The sequence below is a fragment of the Pseudomonas sp. lyk4-R2A-8 genome (genome assembly GCF_030209095.1).
Lineage (GTDB): Bacteria > Pseudomonadota > Gammaproteobacteria > Pseudomonadales > Pseudomonadaceae > Aquipseudomonas > Aquipseudomonas quebecensis.
This window is the reverse complement of record NZ_JARVSS010000039.1, coordinates 21,518-38,174: the sequence shown is the minus strand read 5'-3', so window position 1 is coordinate 38,174 and position 16,657 is coordinate 21,518. Positions and strand designations below refer to the sequence as shown.

The 16,657-nt window shown below is 63.8% G+C and carries 13 protein-coding genes; 5 read left to right on the top strand and 8 right to left on the bottom strand.

Translation table 11 applies throughout. The features are described from left to right. Window positions 1–19 precede the first annotated feature (19 nt). Window positions 20–583: a cysteine hydrolase family protein gene (locus tag QRN10_RS24455; RefSeq protein ID WP_266246986.1), complete on the bottom strand. Its 564-nt coding sequence runs from the start codon at window positions 581–583 to the stop codon at window positions 20–22. Window positions 584–679: 96 nt separating this feature from the next. Between QRN10_RS24455 and QRN10_RS24450 the strand changes: the two genes are divergently transcribed. From QRN10_RS24450 to QRN10_RS24440, 3 genes are all read left to right on the top strand, one after another. Continuing rightward, on the top strand, window positions 680–1,651 hold the full coding sequence (locus tag QRN10_RS24450) for a GlxA family transcriptional regulator (protein WP_285429349.1): 972 nt from the start codon (window positions 680–682) through the stop codon (window positions 1,649–1,651). A 172-nt stretch (window positions 1,652–1,823) separates the two neighbouring features. Further along, window positions 1,824–2,933, top strand: a complete 1,110-nt coding sequence (locus QRN10_RS24445; protein ID WP_285429348.1) for a DUF3182 family protein — start codon at window positions 1,824–1,826, stop codon at window positions 2,931–2,933. Then, a complete protein-coding gene (locus tag QRN10_RS24440; RefSeq protein WP_181081314.1) occupies window positions 2,923–3,678 on the top strand; it encodes an alpha/beta hydrolase family protein in 756 nt (251 codons plus the stop codon). The genes QRN10_RS24445 and QRN10_RS24440 overlap by 11 nt, the downstream gene beginning before the upstream one ends. A 3-nt stretch (window positions 3,679–3,681) precedes the next feature. On the opposite strand, the gene QRN10_RS24435 is transcribed toward QRN10_RS24440, so the two are convergent. The 4 genes from QRN10_RS24435 to QRN10_RS24420 are packed head-to-tail and all read right to left on the bottom strand — an operon-like array spanning window position 3,682 to window position 7,586. Beyond that, window positions 3,682–4,638: a lysylphosphatidylglycerol synthase domain-containing protein gene (locus QRN10_RS24435; RefSeq protein WP_181081315.1), complete on the bottom strand. Its 957-nt coding sequence runs from the start codon at window positions 4,636–4,638 to the stop codon at window positions 3,682–3,684. Next, the gene (gene clsB, locus QRN10_RS24430) at window positions 4,628–5,890 is read right to left on the bottom strand and encodes a cardiolipin synthase ClsB (RefSeq protein WP_181081316.1); all 1,263 of its coding nucleotides are present in this window, start codon (window positions 5,888–5,890) and stop codon (window positions 4,628–4,630) included. The genes QRN10_RS24435 and clsB overlap by 11 nt, the downstream gene beginning before the upstream one ends. After that, window positions 5,887–6,663, bottom strand: a complete 777-nt coding sequence (locus tag QRN10_RS24425) for an endonuclease/exonuclease/phosphatase family protein (RefSeq protein ID WP_253509582.1) — start codon at window positions 6,661–6,663, stop codon at window positions 5,887–5,889. The genes clsB and QRN10_RS24425 overlap by 4 nt, the downstream gene beginning before the upstream one ends. Further along, the gene (locus tag QRN10_RS24420; protein ID WP_285429347.1) at window positions 6,660–7,586 is read right to left on the bottom strand and encodes a DUF72 domain-containing protein; all 927 of its coding nucleotides are present in this window, start codon (window positions 7,584–7,586) and stop codon (window positions 6,660–6,662) included. Before QRN10_RS24420 ends, QRN10_RS24425 begins: the two co-directional genes overlap by 4 nt. Window positions 7,587–7,745: 159 nt before the next feature. On the opposite strand from QRN10_RS24420, the gene QRN10_RS24415 reads away from it, so the two are divergent. After that, window positions 7,746–9,821: a mechanosensitive ion channel family protein gene (locus tag QRN10_RS24415; protein ID WP_285429346.1), complete on the top strand. Its 2,076-nt coding sequence runs from the start codon at window positions 7,746–7,748 to the stop codon at window positions 9,819–9,821. A 94-nt stretch (window positions 9,822–9,915) separates the two neighbouring features. On the opposite strand, the gene QRN10_RS24410 is transcribed toward QRN10_RS24415, so the two are convergent. Next, on the bottom strand, window positions 9,916–14,163 hold the full coding sequence (locus tag QRN10_RS24410; RefSeq protein WP_285429345.1) for a DEAD/DEAH box helicase: 4,248 nt from the start codon (window positions 14,161–14,163) through the stop codon (window positions 9,916–9,918). A gap of 167 nt (window positions 14,164–14,330) precedes the next feature. Here QRN10_RS24410 and QRN10_RS24405 point away from each other — a divergent pair, with 167 nt between their 5' ends. Beyond that, window positions 14,331–15,215 carry a sugar nucleotide-binding protein gene (locus QRN10_RS24405; protein WP_181081321.1) on the top strand — a complete coding sequence of 295 codons (885 nt, stop codon included), beginning with the start codon at window positions 14,331–14,333 and terminating at the stop codon, window positions 15,213–15,215. A gap of 118 nt (window positions 15,216–15,333) precedes the next feature. On the opposite strand, the gene QRN10_RS24400 is transcribed toward QRN10_RS24405, so the two are convergent. Then, the gene (locus tag QRN10_RS24400; RefSeq protein ID WP_181081322.1) at window positions 15,334–16,032 is read right to left on the bottom strand and encodes an OmpW/AlkL family protein; all 699 of its coding nucleotides are present in this window, start codon (window positions 16,030–16,032) and stop codon (window positions 15,334–15,336) included. A gap of 94 nt (window positions 16,033–16,126) precedes the next feature. Continuing rightward, a complete protein-coding gene (locus QRN10_RS24395; protein ID WP_285429344.1) occupies window positions 16,127–16,648 on the bottom strand; it encodes a DUF3299 domain-containing protein in 522 nt (173 codons plus the stop codon). Window positions 16,649–16,657: the final 9 nt, after the last annotated feature.

Here is a 16,657-nt window from a genome sequence, read left to right as displayed (position 1 = left end):
AACAACCGCACGGTGGCGGTCAGGCCGCCGCCGCTTGCGCCTTCAGGAACTCATCCGCCGACACCACACCCGCGTACCCGAACGCCAGCGACGCCATATACGCCCCATGCACCTGCGCGGCCGGAATCACCTGCCCATTGAATTCCAGATCACGGGTGGCGCAGGCGTCATGGACCACCGTGACGGTGTAGCCCAGGTCCGCCGCGGCCCGTACCACGCCGTCGATGCACATGTGGCTCATGCTGCCGACCACTACCAGGTCAGTGATGCTGCGTTGTTCGAGCAGCGCACGCAGGTTGGTTTCGCGGAACGCATTCACGAAATGCTTGAGCACCACCGGCTCGTCGCCTTGATTGAGCACCTGGTTGTGCAAAAGCGCGCCGTCGGAGCCCGGGGTGAAGAACGGTGCATCCTCGGACGTGAACTCATGGCGCACATGAATCACCGCATTGCCGGCCTGGCGAAAGGCTTGCAGCACTTGCAGTGCCTTGTCGGCGGCGGCTTGCACGCCGTCAAGCGGCCACTTGCCCTGGGGGAAGTAGTCGTTCTGGATATCGATTAGGATGAGCGCCTGCTTGGCCATGGAGGTTGCCTCGTGATGGGTTGATGGGCCCAGTATCTTAGCTGGCGTCGCGCCCGAGGATTGGCTGCACCGACAATAACAGGGGGAAAACTGACAATGGCCGTGGAACGCTCCACCGTTGAGCTGGGTGTGTTGATCTACCAGGGCGCGCAATTGGCGGCTGTGCATGGGCTGACCGACCTGTTCGGCGTGGCCAATCGCATCGCCGCCGAGCACGCGTCCGCCCAGTTGCCGTTGCTGCGCATCAGCCATTGGCACGTGCAGGCCGAGGGTGAGCCGATGCGGGTATTCGACAGCCAGCCCGGCCCGGATCTGCCACTGATGGCTCTGCTTGTGCCGCCCTCGATCTGTGGCTTCACCGATGAGCAGGCGCCGCCGTCTCTGCTGGCTTGGCTGCGCAAAACACATGCCGGCGGTACGGTGCTTGGCGGCGTGTGCATCGGCTCGATCATGCTGGCGCGCAGCGGTCTGCTGGACGGGCGCAGCGCCACCACTCATTGGTCATCCGCCGAGTCATTTGCCGCCCTTTACCCGGCGGTGCGCCTGGAGGCGGACAAGCCCATTGTGGACGACGGCGACTTGATCACCACCGCCGGGCTGATGGCATGGTCCGAATTGGGCCTGCGCCTGGTCGACCGTTTGATGGGGCCGAGTATCGCCGCCGACACCGCGCGTTTCCTGGTGGTCGAACACAGTGACAGCGCCAGCCAGTGCGGCAGCAACTTTGCACCCATCCTCGGCCATGGCGATGGCGCGATCCTCAAGGTCCAGCATTGGTTGCAGGCCAGCGGCGCGGTGGATGTGTCCGTGACCGCCATGGCCCAAGCGGCAGGGCTGGAAGAGCGCACGTTCCTGCGCCGGTTTCGCAACGCCACCGGGCTCAAACCCACCGAATACTGCCAGCACCTGCGGGTGGGCAAGGCGCGGCAGATGCTGGAGTTCACCACTGGCACCATTGACCACATCGCCTGGACCGTGGGGTATCAAGACCCCAGCGCGTTCCGCGCTATCTTCAAGAAAATAACCGGGCTGGCGCCGAGCGACTACCGCAGCCGTTTTGGTGTGTAAATCGTGCAGAACGCCTGTTGCTCAACGCGAGGTCGTGCAGAATCAAACAGGCCATTGGCTATCGCCTTGCCCCTAACTGACTGATTTGCCGACGCTGTCGGCCTTAGGGGGATTGGCCTGATCCCTGCAACTATCCCCCTTACACACATGGCAGGATGGCCAAGGGGGACGCATGACCCCGATGCAACGGAAAAAAAGCGTGGTGGCGCATTCCACACGCAAAGGCGCGCCCCGGCATGAAGTCGACACCAACCGCGCCCTGGCCCGTTGGCTGGCGCAGATTCTGGGGCTCAAGTTCGGCGGCAGCTACGATCCGCAGCAACACGCGGGGCGTGACCTCTACCTGCTGCCCACGCAAACCATCGTCGGTCCGGCCCAGGCCCGTGCCTTGAATATCCAAGGCCCGGACGACCTGTGGGGCGGGTATGTGGAGCACGATTTCATCTGCACCAAAGCCATTACCCATGGCTTGCTCGGACCGAACGCCAAGGCACCGGATGGCTGGTCGCCGCAGTTCTGCGAGCAAGTGCGCGATGTGGTGCTCGACGGCCTCAGCGTATTCGCCTTGGGTGACGCGCGGGAGGCCGCCACGCGCCTGCTGTACAGCGGGCCGATCCGTCTGAAACCTGTGCACGCCTGCGCGGGGCGCGGACAGCAGGTCGTCCGTAGTCTGGACGAACTCGATGCCGTGCTGGCGCACCCGCAGGCGACGGCGATGTTCAATGACGGTGTGGTGCTGGAGCAGGACCTGCGCAACGTGGTCACTCACAGCGTGGGTCAGAGTTTTATCGGCGATTACGTGCTCAGTTACTGCGGCCAGCAATACCTGACTCAAGACGGGCAGGGCGAAGAGGTCTACGGCGGCTCCGACCTGCTGGTGGTGCCGGGGGATTACGCCGACCTGCTGGCACTGAAGCTGCCCGACGACGTGCGCCTGGCCGTCGAGCAGGCCAGGGTTTTCGACGCCGCCGCCGACCAGTGCTATCCGGGGTTCTACGCATCGCGACGCAACTACGATGTCGCCCAGGGCCTGGACAGCGAGGGCCAGCGCCGCAGTGGCGTGCTCGAACAGTCTTGGCGCATGGGCGGTGCCAGCAGCGCCGAGGTTGCGGCTTTACAGAGTTTTATCAACCACCCGGGCCTGCAAGCCATTCATGTGTCCTCGGTGGAAACCTATCACCACCAAGCGCTGCCGGCGGATGCCATCGAGGTGTACCGAGGCCCGGCGGAACACAGCGAATTTCTTCTCAAGTACGTAACGGTCAAATCTTATGACGGCTAGAAGCGAAAGCATTTCCATCGATATCGACGACGAACAAATGAGCGGCACGTTCCTGAGCCCCAAATCCAAAGTGCCCGGCGTGTTGTTTGTGCATGGTTGGGGCGGCAGCCAGGAGCGGGATTTGGAACGCGCCAAAGGTATCGCGGGCCTGGGCTGTGTCTGCCTGACCTTCGACCTGCGTGGTCACGCCGGCACCGGTATTCCGCTGTCGCGAGTGACGCGCGAAGACAACCTGCGCGACCTGCTGGCCGCCTATGACCGGCTGATCGCGCACCCGGCCATCGACACCTCGGCGGTGGCGGTGGTGGGCACCAGCTACGGCGGTTACCTGGCGGCGATTCTCACCTCATTGCGCCCGGTGCGCTGGCTGGCCCTGCGGGTACCGGCGTTGTACCGCGATCAGGAGTGGCTCAAGCCCAAGCGTGACCTGGATAAAGCTGACTTGATGGATTACCGCAGTACCCTGGTGCACGCCGAAACCAACCGAGCCCTGCACGCATGCTCGGCGTTTACCGGGGACGTGTTGATCGTGGAATCCGAAACCGATGACCACGTGCCTCACGCCACCATCATGAGCTACCGTGCGGCGTGCCAGCATACCCATTCGCTGACCCACCGCATCATCGACGGCGCCGACCACGCTCTCAGCGACCCGGTGTCCCAGCAGGCCTACACCTCGATTCTCGTGGACTGGATCACCGAGATGGTAGTGGGCGAGCGCTTGAGCATCATCCAGTCGCGGTAACCCTCAGGCGGGTGTTTTCTTCACCCGCAATGCCTTGGCCTTGGCCTCAACGCCCAGGTACATCACCAGGGCGATCAGCAGCGGGCATATGAAATAGATCGCCCGGTACGCAATCAGCCCGGCCAGCAGGCTGCCGCGCGATGCCTCGTGTTGCAGCAGCGCGATAAACACCGCCTCCAGCACCCCGAGCCCGGCCGGGATATGAGTGACCACCCCGGCAATCGCGCTGATCAGCAGCACGCCGAGCACCAGTGGGTAATCCAGTTTGGACGGCAGCAGCGTGAAAATCACCGCCGCCATCAACGACCAGTTCAGCGCGCCCAACGCCAATTGCAGGCACGCCATGCGCAACGACGGCAGGTTTATTTCGATACCGCGGATCGACCACGCGCGCTTCTTCGAGAACCGGCATGCCGCCAGATAAGCCAGGCTCGCCAGCACCAACAACACCCCCACACCTTGCAAGGCGCCGCTGCTCAATTTCCAGCCGGGTGGCAGTGTCACCAGCCCGCTGCTGAACACCACGCCGGCCAGGGCCATATAGCCGAACCAGTTGGTGGCCAGGCTCAGGCCGAGGATTTTAGCGATATTGCCGGTGCTCACCCCCAACCGCGAATACAGCCGATAGCGCATCGCAATACCGCCCACCCACGCGCTCAGGTTGAGGTTGAACGCATAGCTGATGATGCCCACCGGCAAAATCTGCTTCCAACGCAACGGCTGGCGAATGTAGGTGCGGCCGATCAGGTCGAAGCAGGCGTAGACGATAAAACTGCACAGGGTCAGCGCGCTGGCGATCAGGAGCGTGCGCAGCTTGAACTCGCTCAAGGTCTGTACCACTTCGCTCCAGTCGATGCGACGCGCGAGCATCGTGAACAACACAATCAGCAGCAGGAAGAACGCGATGGTCAGCGGTTTCTTCCAGCGCTTGAAGCGCGAACCGCCGGTTTCAGTGGTCATGGGCCTGGCTCTCGAAAGGTTTCAGACGCGGTTTGTGGGCCGGCAACCAACCCGTCAGTACGGGAAAATGGCGCATCACATGGAACACCAGGAAACCCACGGTCAGGCGCCACAGCCACAGGCGTGGCTTGCGGTTTTCCGGCATGGTCTTGCAGTGGTTGTTCGCCAGCGTTTCCAGGCGCTCGTACAACTGCTGGTTGAACCCGCGGTCGCGGATCAGCACGTTGGCCTCCAGGTTGAGCGACAAGCTCAACGGGTCCAGGTTGCTTGAGCCCACGGTGCTCCATTCGTCATCCACCAGCGCCACTTTGCCGTGCAGCGGGCGCTGGCAGTATTCGTGGATCACCACGCCGTCCTTGAGCAGGTAGTCATAGAGCATCCGCGCCGCCAGCTTGGCCAGCAACACATCGGGTTGGCCCTGCATGATCAGTTGCACGTGCACGCCACGTCGCGCCGCGTTGCGGATCTCGCGCAGCAGGCGGTAGCCGGGGAAGAAGTAAGCATTGGCGATCACCGCGCGTTTTTGCGCTTTGCTCAACGCATGGATATACGCTTCTTCGATGTCGTCGCGGTGCTGCAGGTTGTCGCGGTAAATCAGACGCACCAGGCCATCGCCTTGCTCGGCCGGCCACACCGCCGGCCGTTGCTGGCGCCGCCGCCAGCCGCGTCGTGTGCGCACCTGCCGACCGCTCTGTGCCAGGGCGAAGTGATGCAGGTCGGCGACCGCCGGGCCGGTGATTTGCACCGCGTAATCCTGCTTGGCTTCGGGGCCGAAATCGCCGAGGTGGTCGGCGGAAAAATTGATCCCGCCGATAAACCCCACGGTAGCGTCCACCACCACGATCTTGCGGTGCAGGCGGCGAAACCAGTTGGTGCGAATGCCCAGGGTCTTGGATGCCGGGTCGAACATTTGCACGGCCACGCCCGCATCCGCCAACGCACCGAGGAACGAGGGGCTCAGCTCGCCGCTGCCAAAACCGTCGAGGCTGGCGACCACCTTGACGCCCCGCTGCGCCGCCTCGATCAAAATACGCTGAAGCTCATTGCCCACCTTGTCTTCGAACAGAATAAAGGTCTCCAGCAGGATCTCGCGCTGGGCTTGGCGCATGGCCTCAAACACCCTGGGGAAGTACGCTTCGCCGTTTTCCAGCAGTTCAACCCGGTTGCCGCTCTGCCAGCCGTAATCGAGGTCGCGGGCCTTGGCTTCGTCCGGCGGCTGATCGGTGGAAATGTGTTCTACCGCAATGTTCATAGTTCGATCTCCACGGACAGCGGCACGTGATCTGACAAATGGGACCACGGCCGTGCGGTCAGCACGCGCGGGTTATGGGCGGTGAGGTTGCGCACGTAGATACGGTCCAGCGCCAGCAACGGCAGGCGCGCTGGAAAGGTGCGCGCCGGTTTGCCGTGGGCGCCGACGAAGACTTCGGTCAGCCCGCTCTGGCTCAGGTCGGCTTTTTGTCGCCAATCGTTGAAATCCCCTGCCACCAGCACCGGCGCATCCGCCGGGATTTGCGCGATACGCTGCTCCAGCAAGCGCAATTGCTGCTGGCGATGCACCTCGCGCAGGCCCAGGTGGATGCAGAACGCATGCACTTGCTGGCCGGTGCCCGGCAGGCGCAGTACGCAATGCAGCAGGCCACGGTTTTCATGGCCGCTTTGGGATATGTCGAGGTTGTCGTAGCGCACGATTTGGAATTTGGACAGCAGCGCATTGCCGTGGTCGCCGTGGGGGTAGACCGCGTTACGACCATAGGCGAACTGCGGCCAGATACTGTCGGCGAGAAACTCGTACTGGGGCATGTTCGGCCAGTTGCTGTAACGCTGTGGGTGCTGTTCGTGAGTGCCGTGGATCTCCTGCAGAAACACTATATCGGCGCCGATGCTGCGCACCGCTTCGCGCAGCTCGGGCAGGATGAAACGACGGTTGAGCGCGGTGAAGCCTTTGTGGATATTCACCGTGAGCACGGTAAAGCGCGTGATCGGCGTCGTCGGGGTGATGGGGATCAACTCGGGATGGGTCATGGCAACACTCCAGGTTCCGGCAGTTTCCCCGGCTCTGTGGCGAGGTGCGTATCCAGCTCGAAACGCTTGAGTAACTGGCGCGCATCGAAAGGCGCGCGCACTTTGATGTCATTGTCGAAAAAACAGAACACGTCGCGCTGCTTGCGCGCACGTGGCTTGTGCTGCGGGTCGGCCAGGTGCGCATCGGTTGGCTGCTTGCCCTTGCACCAGCGCTCGATGCGGTCGCCCCAACGCGTCAAGGCTTCGGGGGTATAGCCGCTGGCATACAGCTGTTTCTCTCCGTGCAGGCGCAAGTACACAAAGTTGGCGGTGACGTCTTCGAGATAAGGCCACTTGCCCGCTGTGTCCGCCACCACCAGGGCCACGCCGTACGTGTCCAGCAGGTGTACGAACTCGGGCACGGCAAAACTTGTATGTCGAATTTCCACCGCGTGCCGCAGCGCGCGCTTGCCGTGCGCCTGCAGGCTCGCCTTGCCGTTCAGGCGCGGCTCATGCTGGCGGGCGAGGGCGGCGGCTTGTTGGGTGTCGGTGGGCAGCTCCTTTAGAAACGCCTCGAACAAGGCCGGATCGAACTTAAAACTGGGCGGAAACTGCCAGAGAATCGGGCCGAGTTTTTCCTTCAGCTCCAGCACCCCGGAGGCGAAGAAATTCGCCACCGGTTTATGCACGTCCCGCAAGCGCAGGATGTGCGTGATGTAGCGCGGCGCCTTGACGCTGAACATAAAACCGTCAGGCGTATCGGCGTACCACTCTGCGTAGCGCTTGGGCGTCTGCAGCGCGTAGAACGAGCCGTTGATTTCGATACTGTTGACGGCGCGTGACGCAAACTGCAATTCGCGTTTCTGGGGCAGCCCCTCGGGGTAGAAGTCCCCGCGCCAGGGCGTGTAGCGCCAGCCGGATATGCCGATGTGAATCGCCGCCATGGTTGCTCCTGTCAAGGCAAGGCCGGTTTGCCTGCGTGGTTGGATGACTGCCGGATTTGACGGAAAGTTTCGCGATTCCTACAGACGGCACATTCTCGGGAACGATCAGGACGCAAACCCGTCAGTTCCTTACAGACCCATGCGAAGGAGCCCGGTGTTTTGCTGAATTCAAAGACTGCATTACTGCTCGGCGCGCTGCTGTTGTGCGGCAGCGGCGCATTGCATGCCGCGGCCGCCGCGCCTGAACCCCAAGCCCCGGCCAAACCGGAATTGCTGGTGGAGGGTGGCCTGCTCGGCGCGATCAGCTCCAGCATCGACGACGTGCAGGACAAGCTCGATCTCAACCAGAACCTTATCGACGCCTGGCGCCTGCGCGCGGACCGGGCCGCCGATGAAGTCGGGCGGTTGGTCGACCAGACCGCGCAGCGTTCGCCGTGGAGCATTGCCGGGGACTTTGTGCTGCTGTCCTGCGTGTGGATCGGTGCCTTTACCCTGTTGACGTTGCTGGGGCGCCTGATCGTGCGGCGCCTCGGGCAACGCTCGTTTTTCCAGCGCCGCGAGCGCCTGCTGGGTGTGCTGGGTTACGTGGCGCCGTATACGATTCCGGCTCTGATCTGTCTGCCGTTGACCCTCTACGTCAGTCATTTTCTGCCCAGCTCCATCGGTCGCGCGCTGGCGCTGTGTTTCGCCTACGCCACCAGCAGCGGGATCTTCTCCACGTCGATGCTGTTGTGCGTGATCGTCATGTTCAACCTCGGGCACAAGCGGCGTGCGGTGCAGATCATTCGCGCGTACTGCCCGCGGCCGCTGTTCCTGATCGGCTTCCTTGCCGCCCTCAGCGACGCGCTGACCAGCCCGCAGATCGCACGCCAGCTGGGCGGCAATATCACCAGCAGCATCGCGGTGTTCACCGGCCTGTTCGCGGCGGTGATCTTTGGCGTGCTGGTGGTGCGCCTGCGCCGGCCGGTGGCGCATCTGATCCGTAACCGGCCGCTGACCCAACGCCTCAAGCATCCGGCGTTGCAGCAATCGCTGCGGGTGTTTTCCGGGCTGTGGTACTGGCCGATCCTGTTGATGGTGCTGGTCTCGGCGATCAACCTGATTGGCGCTGGCGACGACAACCAGAAGGCCCTGCGTTGCGCGCTGTTCACCACCATTTTGCTGATCGGTACGGTGTTTCTCAGCACGGTGCTGCAGCACCTGTTCAAGTCCCGCAGCCAGGTGGCGATCCAGCGCAGCAGCGCCTACAAGGAACGCTTCCTCAGCCTGTTGCACGCGATCCTGCGCATCGTCATGGCGATTGCGTTTATCGAGATACTCGGGCGCATCTGGGGCGTGTCGCTGTTCGAATTCGCCCAACGCAACTCGGTGGGCCGGGCGATCAGTGATTCCCTGAGCAGCATCGGCCTGATTCTGCTGGTGACGTGGCTGTTCTGGGTGGTGCTCGACACGGCGATTCAGGAAGCGCTCAAGCCGCCGGTGAACAAACGCTCGAGCCGCCAACCCAGTACGCGGGTCAAGACCATCCTGCCGCTGCTGCGCAATGCGGTGAAGATCATCCTGGTGGTGATCTGCGCGATCACTACCATGGCCAACCTGGGAATCAACGTCGCCCCGCTGCTGGCGGGTGCCGGGGTGGTCGGCCTGGCGATCGGTTTCGGTTCCCAGCAACTGGTGCAGGATGTGATCACGGGGCTGTTCATCATTATTGAGGACACGCTGTCGATCGGCGACTGGGTGGTGCTCGACTCCGGCCACGCCGGCACCGTCGAGGGCCTGACCATCCGCACCCTGCGGCTGCGCGACGGCAAGGGCTTTGTGCATTCGGTGCCGTTCGGGCAGATCAAGGCGGTGACCAACCAATCGCGGCAGTTCGCCTACGCGTTCTTCTCGGTGCAGTTCACCTACGACACCGATGTGGACAAGGCCGTGGAGCTGATCCGCGAGGCGGGGCAGTCGATCCGCGACGACGTGTTCCTCAAATACAACCTGCAAGGCCCGCTGGAGGTGTTCGGGGTCGACAAAATGGACCTCAACGGCGTGGTGCTGACCGCGCAGTTCCGCACCGTGTCGGGCGGGCAATATGCAGTGAGCCGTGCGTTTAACCAGCGCTTGAAAAAGCTTGTGGATAACTGTGACGAGGTGCACTTCGCGCAGACTTATCCACAGCAGGTGTTGCTGCCCAAGCGCATGGCCCAGGCGGATGAGCCGGACGCTGAGATGCCGGTGGTGTGATGGCGTCTGTCAGGGCCTCATCGGGGGCAAGCCCCTCCCACATTTTTTGACGCCACTGTGGGAGGGGGCTTGCCCCCCTATGAGGCCCTCAAGCTTACAGCCTGATCAACTTCTCCTGCAGCGCCTGCTGATCTTCCTCCACCAGCAATTGCTGCTTGCTGCCGACCCTCACCGCCGCCGGCAGCCCGTCGCGATACACGATGCGATTGCCACTCACCGCTGGCACCTTGTTGCCCGGCAATAACGTCCCCACCAGGTTCAACGGGTCCGCGCCGCACACCGCCACCAGGCGCCCGTCATGGGGCCGACGCCGAACTTCGCGCAGTAACGGTATCGCTTCCGGCAGGGCAAATTGTTCACCGGCCAGGCCACTCACAAACCGTCCGCCGCGGATTTCCCCACGGGCTTCCAAGCGGTGGAAGGTGCGCAGCAATTCGCGCCAGCTCGGCAGCCAATCGGCCTCGCGCTCCAGCAGGCGCCAGAACACCACGCCGTAGCGGCGCAGCAGGGTCATCGCCACGTGCTCCAGGGTTTCGGCCGAGTGCGGGCCGGCGGCGCTCGGTGGGCGACGAATCAGCGCCCAGCGCCCGGCATCGTCCATGCCGCCGATAAACGCACCGCGTCCGCGTCGGCTGCTGCGGGCCTGGCGCTTGCTGGCGGGGGTGGTCAGTGCGCGCAGGCCGGCGAAGCTGTCGGCATTCACCAGGCCGGCGCCCACCAGTTCCAGCAGCGCGGTCTCCAGTTCGCTGCGCAGCAGATGGGCCTCGTGCACCAGCTCGTCGAAAAACAGCGCGCCGTGTTCGCGCAGCGCCCCGTGGGCTTTCTGCGCCTTGGGCGACAGGGTTGTGCAGTCGGCCGCGTCGGCCAGGCCGCTCCACATACCCACTTGGCTGCGCGGCAGCAGTACCACCGGCGTGCTGCGCTGGGCACTCGCGCTGGGTTTGTCAGTCAGGCGCATCCATACCCATTTGCCGCTGCGGCATAGGTCATCGAGCCAAGTCGGTGAGTAATCCTTGAGCCGAACGTTGAGTAGATCGCTGTCCCACGCCGACGCGGCGGCGGCATAGCCTTCGAATTGCCCGATAATCTGCGCCAACATGGCGCTGCCTTGGCCCCGGGTTTCATCGGACAGGTGCTGCCAATCGAACAGAAACCGCATGAAATCCTGCAGCGCCACCGGTTCGATTTCCCGGCGCAGACGCTTGACGGTGTAGCGATGGATGCGCGCCAGCAGGTGGCGCTCGCACCACTGTTCGCTGTCGGCGCCGGGGCTGAAGTGGCCGCGCAGCACGTAGCCTTCCTGCTCCAGCCGGGCCATGCCCTGGGCGATGTCGGCCGGCGGCAAGGCCAGGGGCGCGGCGATCTCGGCCAGGGTCTGCGGGCCGAAACCACTGAGGCGTGCGCGCAGCACTTCCGCCAGAGCGTCCTCATGGCTCCAGGGCTCGTCGAAGCCCGGCAGCAGCGGCAGGTGGTGGGGCACGAGCGCCTGCCAGATATTCAGGCGCTCCACCGCTGCCCACAATCCGTTGGGCAAACGATGGGCGCGCCCGGCTTTGGCCAGCGCCTGCAGCCAGTTGGCCCAGGGCGGCGTGATTTCGCTGGGGGCGATGCCGCCCAGGCTCATCAGCGCTTCGTGCATTTCATCCACGCCCTGAGGCGCCGGCCAGGCCTCTTCGCGCACGCCGGCGATGGCCTCGGCATCCAATGCACCGAGGTCGTCGGTGCTCTGCGGGTCGCTCCAGCGGCGATTGAGCACGGCCTGGGTACGACGTTCTTCCAGCGGCGCGTCATCCAGAAAGGTGTAGGGGCGCGCGCTGAGAATTTCCGCGGCCATGGGCGAGGGGGCCGGCAGATCGCGGCTGACCAGGCGCACCTGGCCGCTTTCCATGCGCCGCAGCAGGGCCAGCCAGCCATCGCTGTCCATGGCGTCGTGCAGGCAATCGTCGAGGGTTTGCTCGACCAATGGATGCTCGGGTACTTCGCGCTCGCCGGCGAGGTTTTCCAGGCAGGCGATCTGGTCGGGGAACACACTGGCGATCAGGTCTTCGCTTTTCATGCGCTGGATTTGCGGGGCCACCTTGCGCCCACCGGTGTAGCGTGGCAACGCCAGGGCCACGCCGGCGTTCCAACGCCAGCGCACGCCGAACAGCGGCGCGTCGAGCACGGCCTGGATCAACAGGTGTTCGGCGCTCTGGCTGTTGAGGTAACGCCACACCTCGTCCAGCGCGAAGCTGTGGCTGGTGGACAGCGAGAGCACGATCGCGTTTTCGCTGGCCGCCGCCTGCAATTCGAAATTGAAGGTGCGGCAGAAACGCTTGCGCAGGGCCAGGCCCCAGGCGCGGTTGATGCGACTGCCGAACGGCGTATGGATGATCAACTGGGTACCGCCGGAAGCGTCGAAGAACCGCTCCATGATCAGCGTGTCCTGGGACGGCAGCGCGCTGAGGGCCAGGCGCGTGCGGGCCAGGTAATCGAGGATCTGCTCGGCGCTGGCGTGGTTCAGGCCCAGGGTTTCGGTAAGCCACGCCGATGCCCCGCGCAGGTCCCCGGGTGTGGCGCTGAGCAGGCTGTCCATCTGCCCCTGCAGGCGGGCCACGGCGGCCGACAATTCATGGCTGCGCCCTGGTGCTTCGCCCAACCAGAACGGAATGGTCGGCGGCTGGCCGTGGGCGTCCTCAACGCGTACTTTGCCGGCGTCGACCCGCAGGATGCGGTAGGAGGTATTGCCCAGCTGGAAGATATCCCCGGCGATGCTTTCCACCGCGAAATCCTCGTTGACGCTGCCGATGTTCAACCCCTGGGGTTCGAGCAAGACGCTGTAGTCGGCGTTATCCGGGATCGTGCCGCCGCTGGTCACAGCGGTCAGCCGTGCGCCACGTCGGCCGCGCAGGGTGTGGGTCACGGCATCGCGGTGCAGGTAGGCGCTGCGGATGCCCTGGCGACCGTTGTAGCCGTCGGCAAGCATGTGCAGCAGCGCCTGGTAGTGGCGCTCATCCAGTTCGGCATAAGGCGCGGCGCGGTGGATCAGCGCCAGCAGGGCCTGCTCCGACCACTCCTGGGCGCTGACCTCGGCGATGATCTGCTGCGCCAGCACATCCAGCGGTGCAACGGGGATGTGCAGCGTGTCCAGTTCGCCGCGCCGCACACAGTCGAGCAGTGCGGCGCATTCGATCAGATCATCGCGGGTGAGGGCGAATAAACGTCCTTTGGGTGTGCCGCCCACATGGTGGCCGGAGCGCCCGACCCGTTGCAGAAACCCGTTGATGGACCCGGGCGAGCCGATCTGGCACACCAGGTCGACGTCGCCGATATCGATTCCCAGCTCCAGGGAGGCGGTGGCGATCAGCACTTGCAGCTCGCCGGCCTTGAGACGTTGCTCGGCATCCAGGCGCATTTCCTTGGCCAGGCTGCCGTGGTGGGCGGCCACCGCGGTTTTACCCAGGCGTTCGCTCAAGTGCCGGGCCAGGCGTTCGGCCAGGCGCCGGGTGTTGACGAAGATCAGCGTAGTGCGGTGTTCGCGGGCCAGATCGGCGAGGCGGTTGTAGACCAGCTCCCAGACATCGTTAGCCATAACCGCCGACAGCGGCACCGGCGGTACTTCGATGTCCAGGTCACGGGGGCGCGCGTGGCCGATGTCGACAATGGCGCATGGGCGGCCGGTGCCGACCAGAAAGCGCGACACGGCGTCGATGGGTTTTTGCGTGGCCGACAAGCCGATGCGTGTCAGCGGTTCGCTGCACAAGCCTTGCAGCCGCTCCAGGCTCAGCGCCAGGTGGCTGCCGCGCTTACCGGCGGCAACGGCGTGGATTTCATCGACGATCACCGTGCGCGTGGTGGCGAGCATCTGCCGGCCGGAGTCCGAGCCCAGCAGTACATAGAGCGATTCCGGTGTGGTCACCAGGATATGCGGTGCGCGTTTGCGCATCTGTGCGCGGTCTTTTTGCGGGGTGTCGCCGGTGCGCACGGCTGTGCGTATCGCCAGCGGTGGCAGGCCTTGCTGTTGCAAGTGCCGAGTGATGCCCGTCAGTGGGGTTTGCAGGTTGATCTGGATGTCGTTGGACAGCGCCTTGAGTGGCGACACATACACCACGAGCGTCTCATCCGGCAGTTCGCCGCCGTTGGCCAGCCCTTGGTGGACCAGCTCATCAAGCACTGCCAGAAACGCTGTCAGCGTCTTGCCGGAGCCGGTGGGCGCAGCGATCAGGGTCGAGCGGCGCTGGCGAATCAGCGGCCACGCCTGCGCCTGGGCGTCGGTCACCGAGGGGAAGCTTTCGCGGAACCAGGCGCTGACGGCGGGGTGGAAACCGCGCAGGGCTGTGTCGATGGATTCAAGTGCGTTCATGGAGTGATTGATACTGCCAGTTCCAACAAGTTGCAAACCCGTACTTTATCCGTGACGGTTGCGCTACAAACCCGCAAAATGCAACGATTCTGGCAACTATCCACGGCACGGCCCACAGGCCTGCCGACCCCAACCATCGTTCCAAACAGACCGGGCCTGCTCAATCTATGCGAATGCGCCTTATGTTACTGGGCGGCGGGAATGCCCTCGGGCAGGCGCTGATTCGCCTCGGTGCGGAGGAAGACATCGGTTTCCTCGCCCCCAAACCGCCCCAAGACGGCTGGGATGCCGCAAGCCTTACCCAATTGCTCGACGACACCCGTCCCGATGCGTTGATCAACCTCGCCTACTATTTCGACTGGTTCCAGGCCGAAGCGGTCAGTGAAACGCGCCTGGCCGCCCAGGAATTCGCTATCGAGCGCCTGGCCGAACTGTGTCAGCACCACACCATCACCTTGTTGCAACCGTCCAGCTACCGCGTGTTCGATGGCTCGCGCGCCACCGCCTACAGCGAAAAGGACGAGCCTGTGCCGCTGGGCCTGCGCGGCCAGGCGTTGTGGCGCATTGAACAAAGCGTGCGCGCCGCGTGCCCGCAACATGTGTTGCTGCGTTTTGGCTGGCTGCTGGACGACAGTGTCGATGGCACCCTCGGGCGCTTTCTGGCCAAGGCTGAGCAACCGGGGCAATTGCTGATGGCGGACGACCGTCGCGGCAACCCGACGCCAGTGGACGACGCCGCTCGGGTGATCATTTCGGTACTCAAGCAACTCGATTGCGCGGCGCCGCTGTGGGGCACGTACCACTACGCCGGCCATGAGGCGACCACGCCGCTGGCGCTGGGGCAGGCCATCCTTACCGAAGCGCGCAGCTTTCACCCGTTGGCCATCGAATCACCCACCGCCCAGGCCCACGCCGCCCGCCCGGATGCCAGCGAAGAACCCCAGCACGGCGTACTGGCCTGCAAGAAAATCCTGCACACGTTCGGCATCAAGCCCCGCGCCTGGCGTGCGGGGCTGCCAGCCTTGCTGGACCGCTTCTACCGCCGCAGCTGAATGTGAGAGGGGGCTTGCCCCCGACAGCGGTGGGTCAGTCAATGAACCGGTGACTGACACTCTGCTATCGGGGGCAAGCCCCCTCTCATATTGGTGACGCAGTGTTGGTTGCAGCGGCTTAGAACTTGTAGCCGATACCCACCATGTAGACCATTGGGTCCACGTCCACATTGACCTTGGCGCGAGTGCCGGCGGCCAATGCGTTGTTGTCCACGGTGGCCTTGGTGCTGATGTCGATGTAGCGCGCCTGGGCGTTGATCATCCACTTGTCGTTGATCATGTAGTCAGCGCCGATCTGCGCCGCCCAGCCCCAGGAGTTTTCCGCCTTGAAGTTGCTGAAGCCCGCGCCCTCGGCACGGCTGCCGACGTGTTCGTCATAGATCCAGGTGTAGTTGATACCGGCACCCACGTAGGGCTGGAAGGCGGACTTGTTATCCAGCGGGTAGTACACGACGCTCAAGGTCGGTGGCAGATGCTTGAGAGTACCGAGCTTGCCATTAGCGGCACCGAGCGCGGTGTTCTTGATCTTCACATCGTGCTCGAACGGCGTGGCCGCCAGCAGTTCGATCCCGACGTGGTCGGTGAGCATGTAAGCGAAGTTCAAGCCCAACTGGGTATCGCTGCTCATGGTCGCCTTGCCACCCAGGTTGGCGCCGGCCAGTGGGCCTTGATCAACCTTGACGCTGCCGCTGTCGGCCTTCGGGTTCACGGTGATTGCACCGGCGCGAACCAGAATGTCGCCCGCTTCGTGAGCATGGGCGGCAGGGGCGACGAGGGCGAGCGCGAAGAGGGACGCGCCGAGCAGAGACTTGTTCATGGGAGCTCCAAAGGACGTTTAAAAGTTGTAGGTCCAATGGTAAAGATCGTTCCGTTCGGTCTTTTGACTCAGCTCAATGAAAGGGCGATAAGCGTTATTCCTGCAGCTCGTACATATAAATCTTTTCGGCATCCATCTGGTAACCGGCGTCGGCCAGTTCGCTGGTGGAGGGCTTGACCTGCATCGCCCCCTCGATCCAGTACGGCTGGTACAGCTCATCGAGCTTCACGCCGACTTCGCTTTTGACATGCACGATCTGGTTCGACGGCGGCGGCGGCACATGGATACACGCGCCGAAGTACGGCACCAGCAGGAACTCGGTGGTACGGCCTTCCTCGCTCACTTCCAGCGGCACGATATAACCGGGCAGGCGAATATGCTGGCCGTCGAGGCCCTTGACCACCGGGGCGTTGGGCAAATCCTGCTTGGCCGCCGGCGCCGCCTCGACGGACAAGGCATCGGCCATGTTCGACAGGTTGTGCAGCGGTTTCATATTGGGCACTTCCGGCGGCGCATCCGGCGGAATCATTTCCTGCCAGGACAGATCCCTGGGTTGCTCATCGGCCCAGGTCGGCACGGCCACCACCAGCAACAGGGCAAACAGGACACGGCGCATCGAAACCTT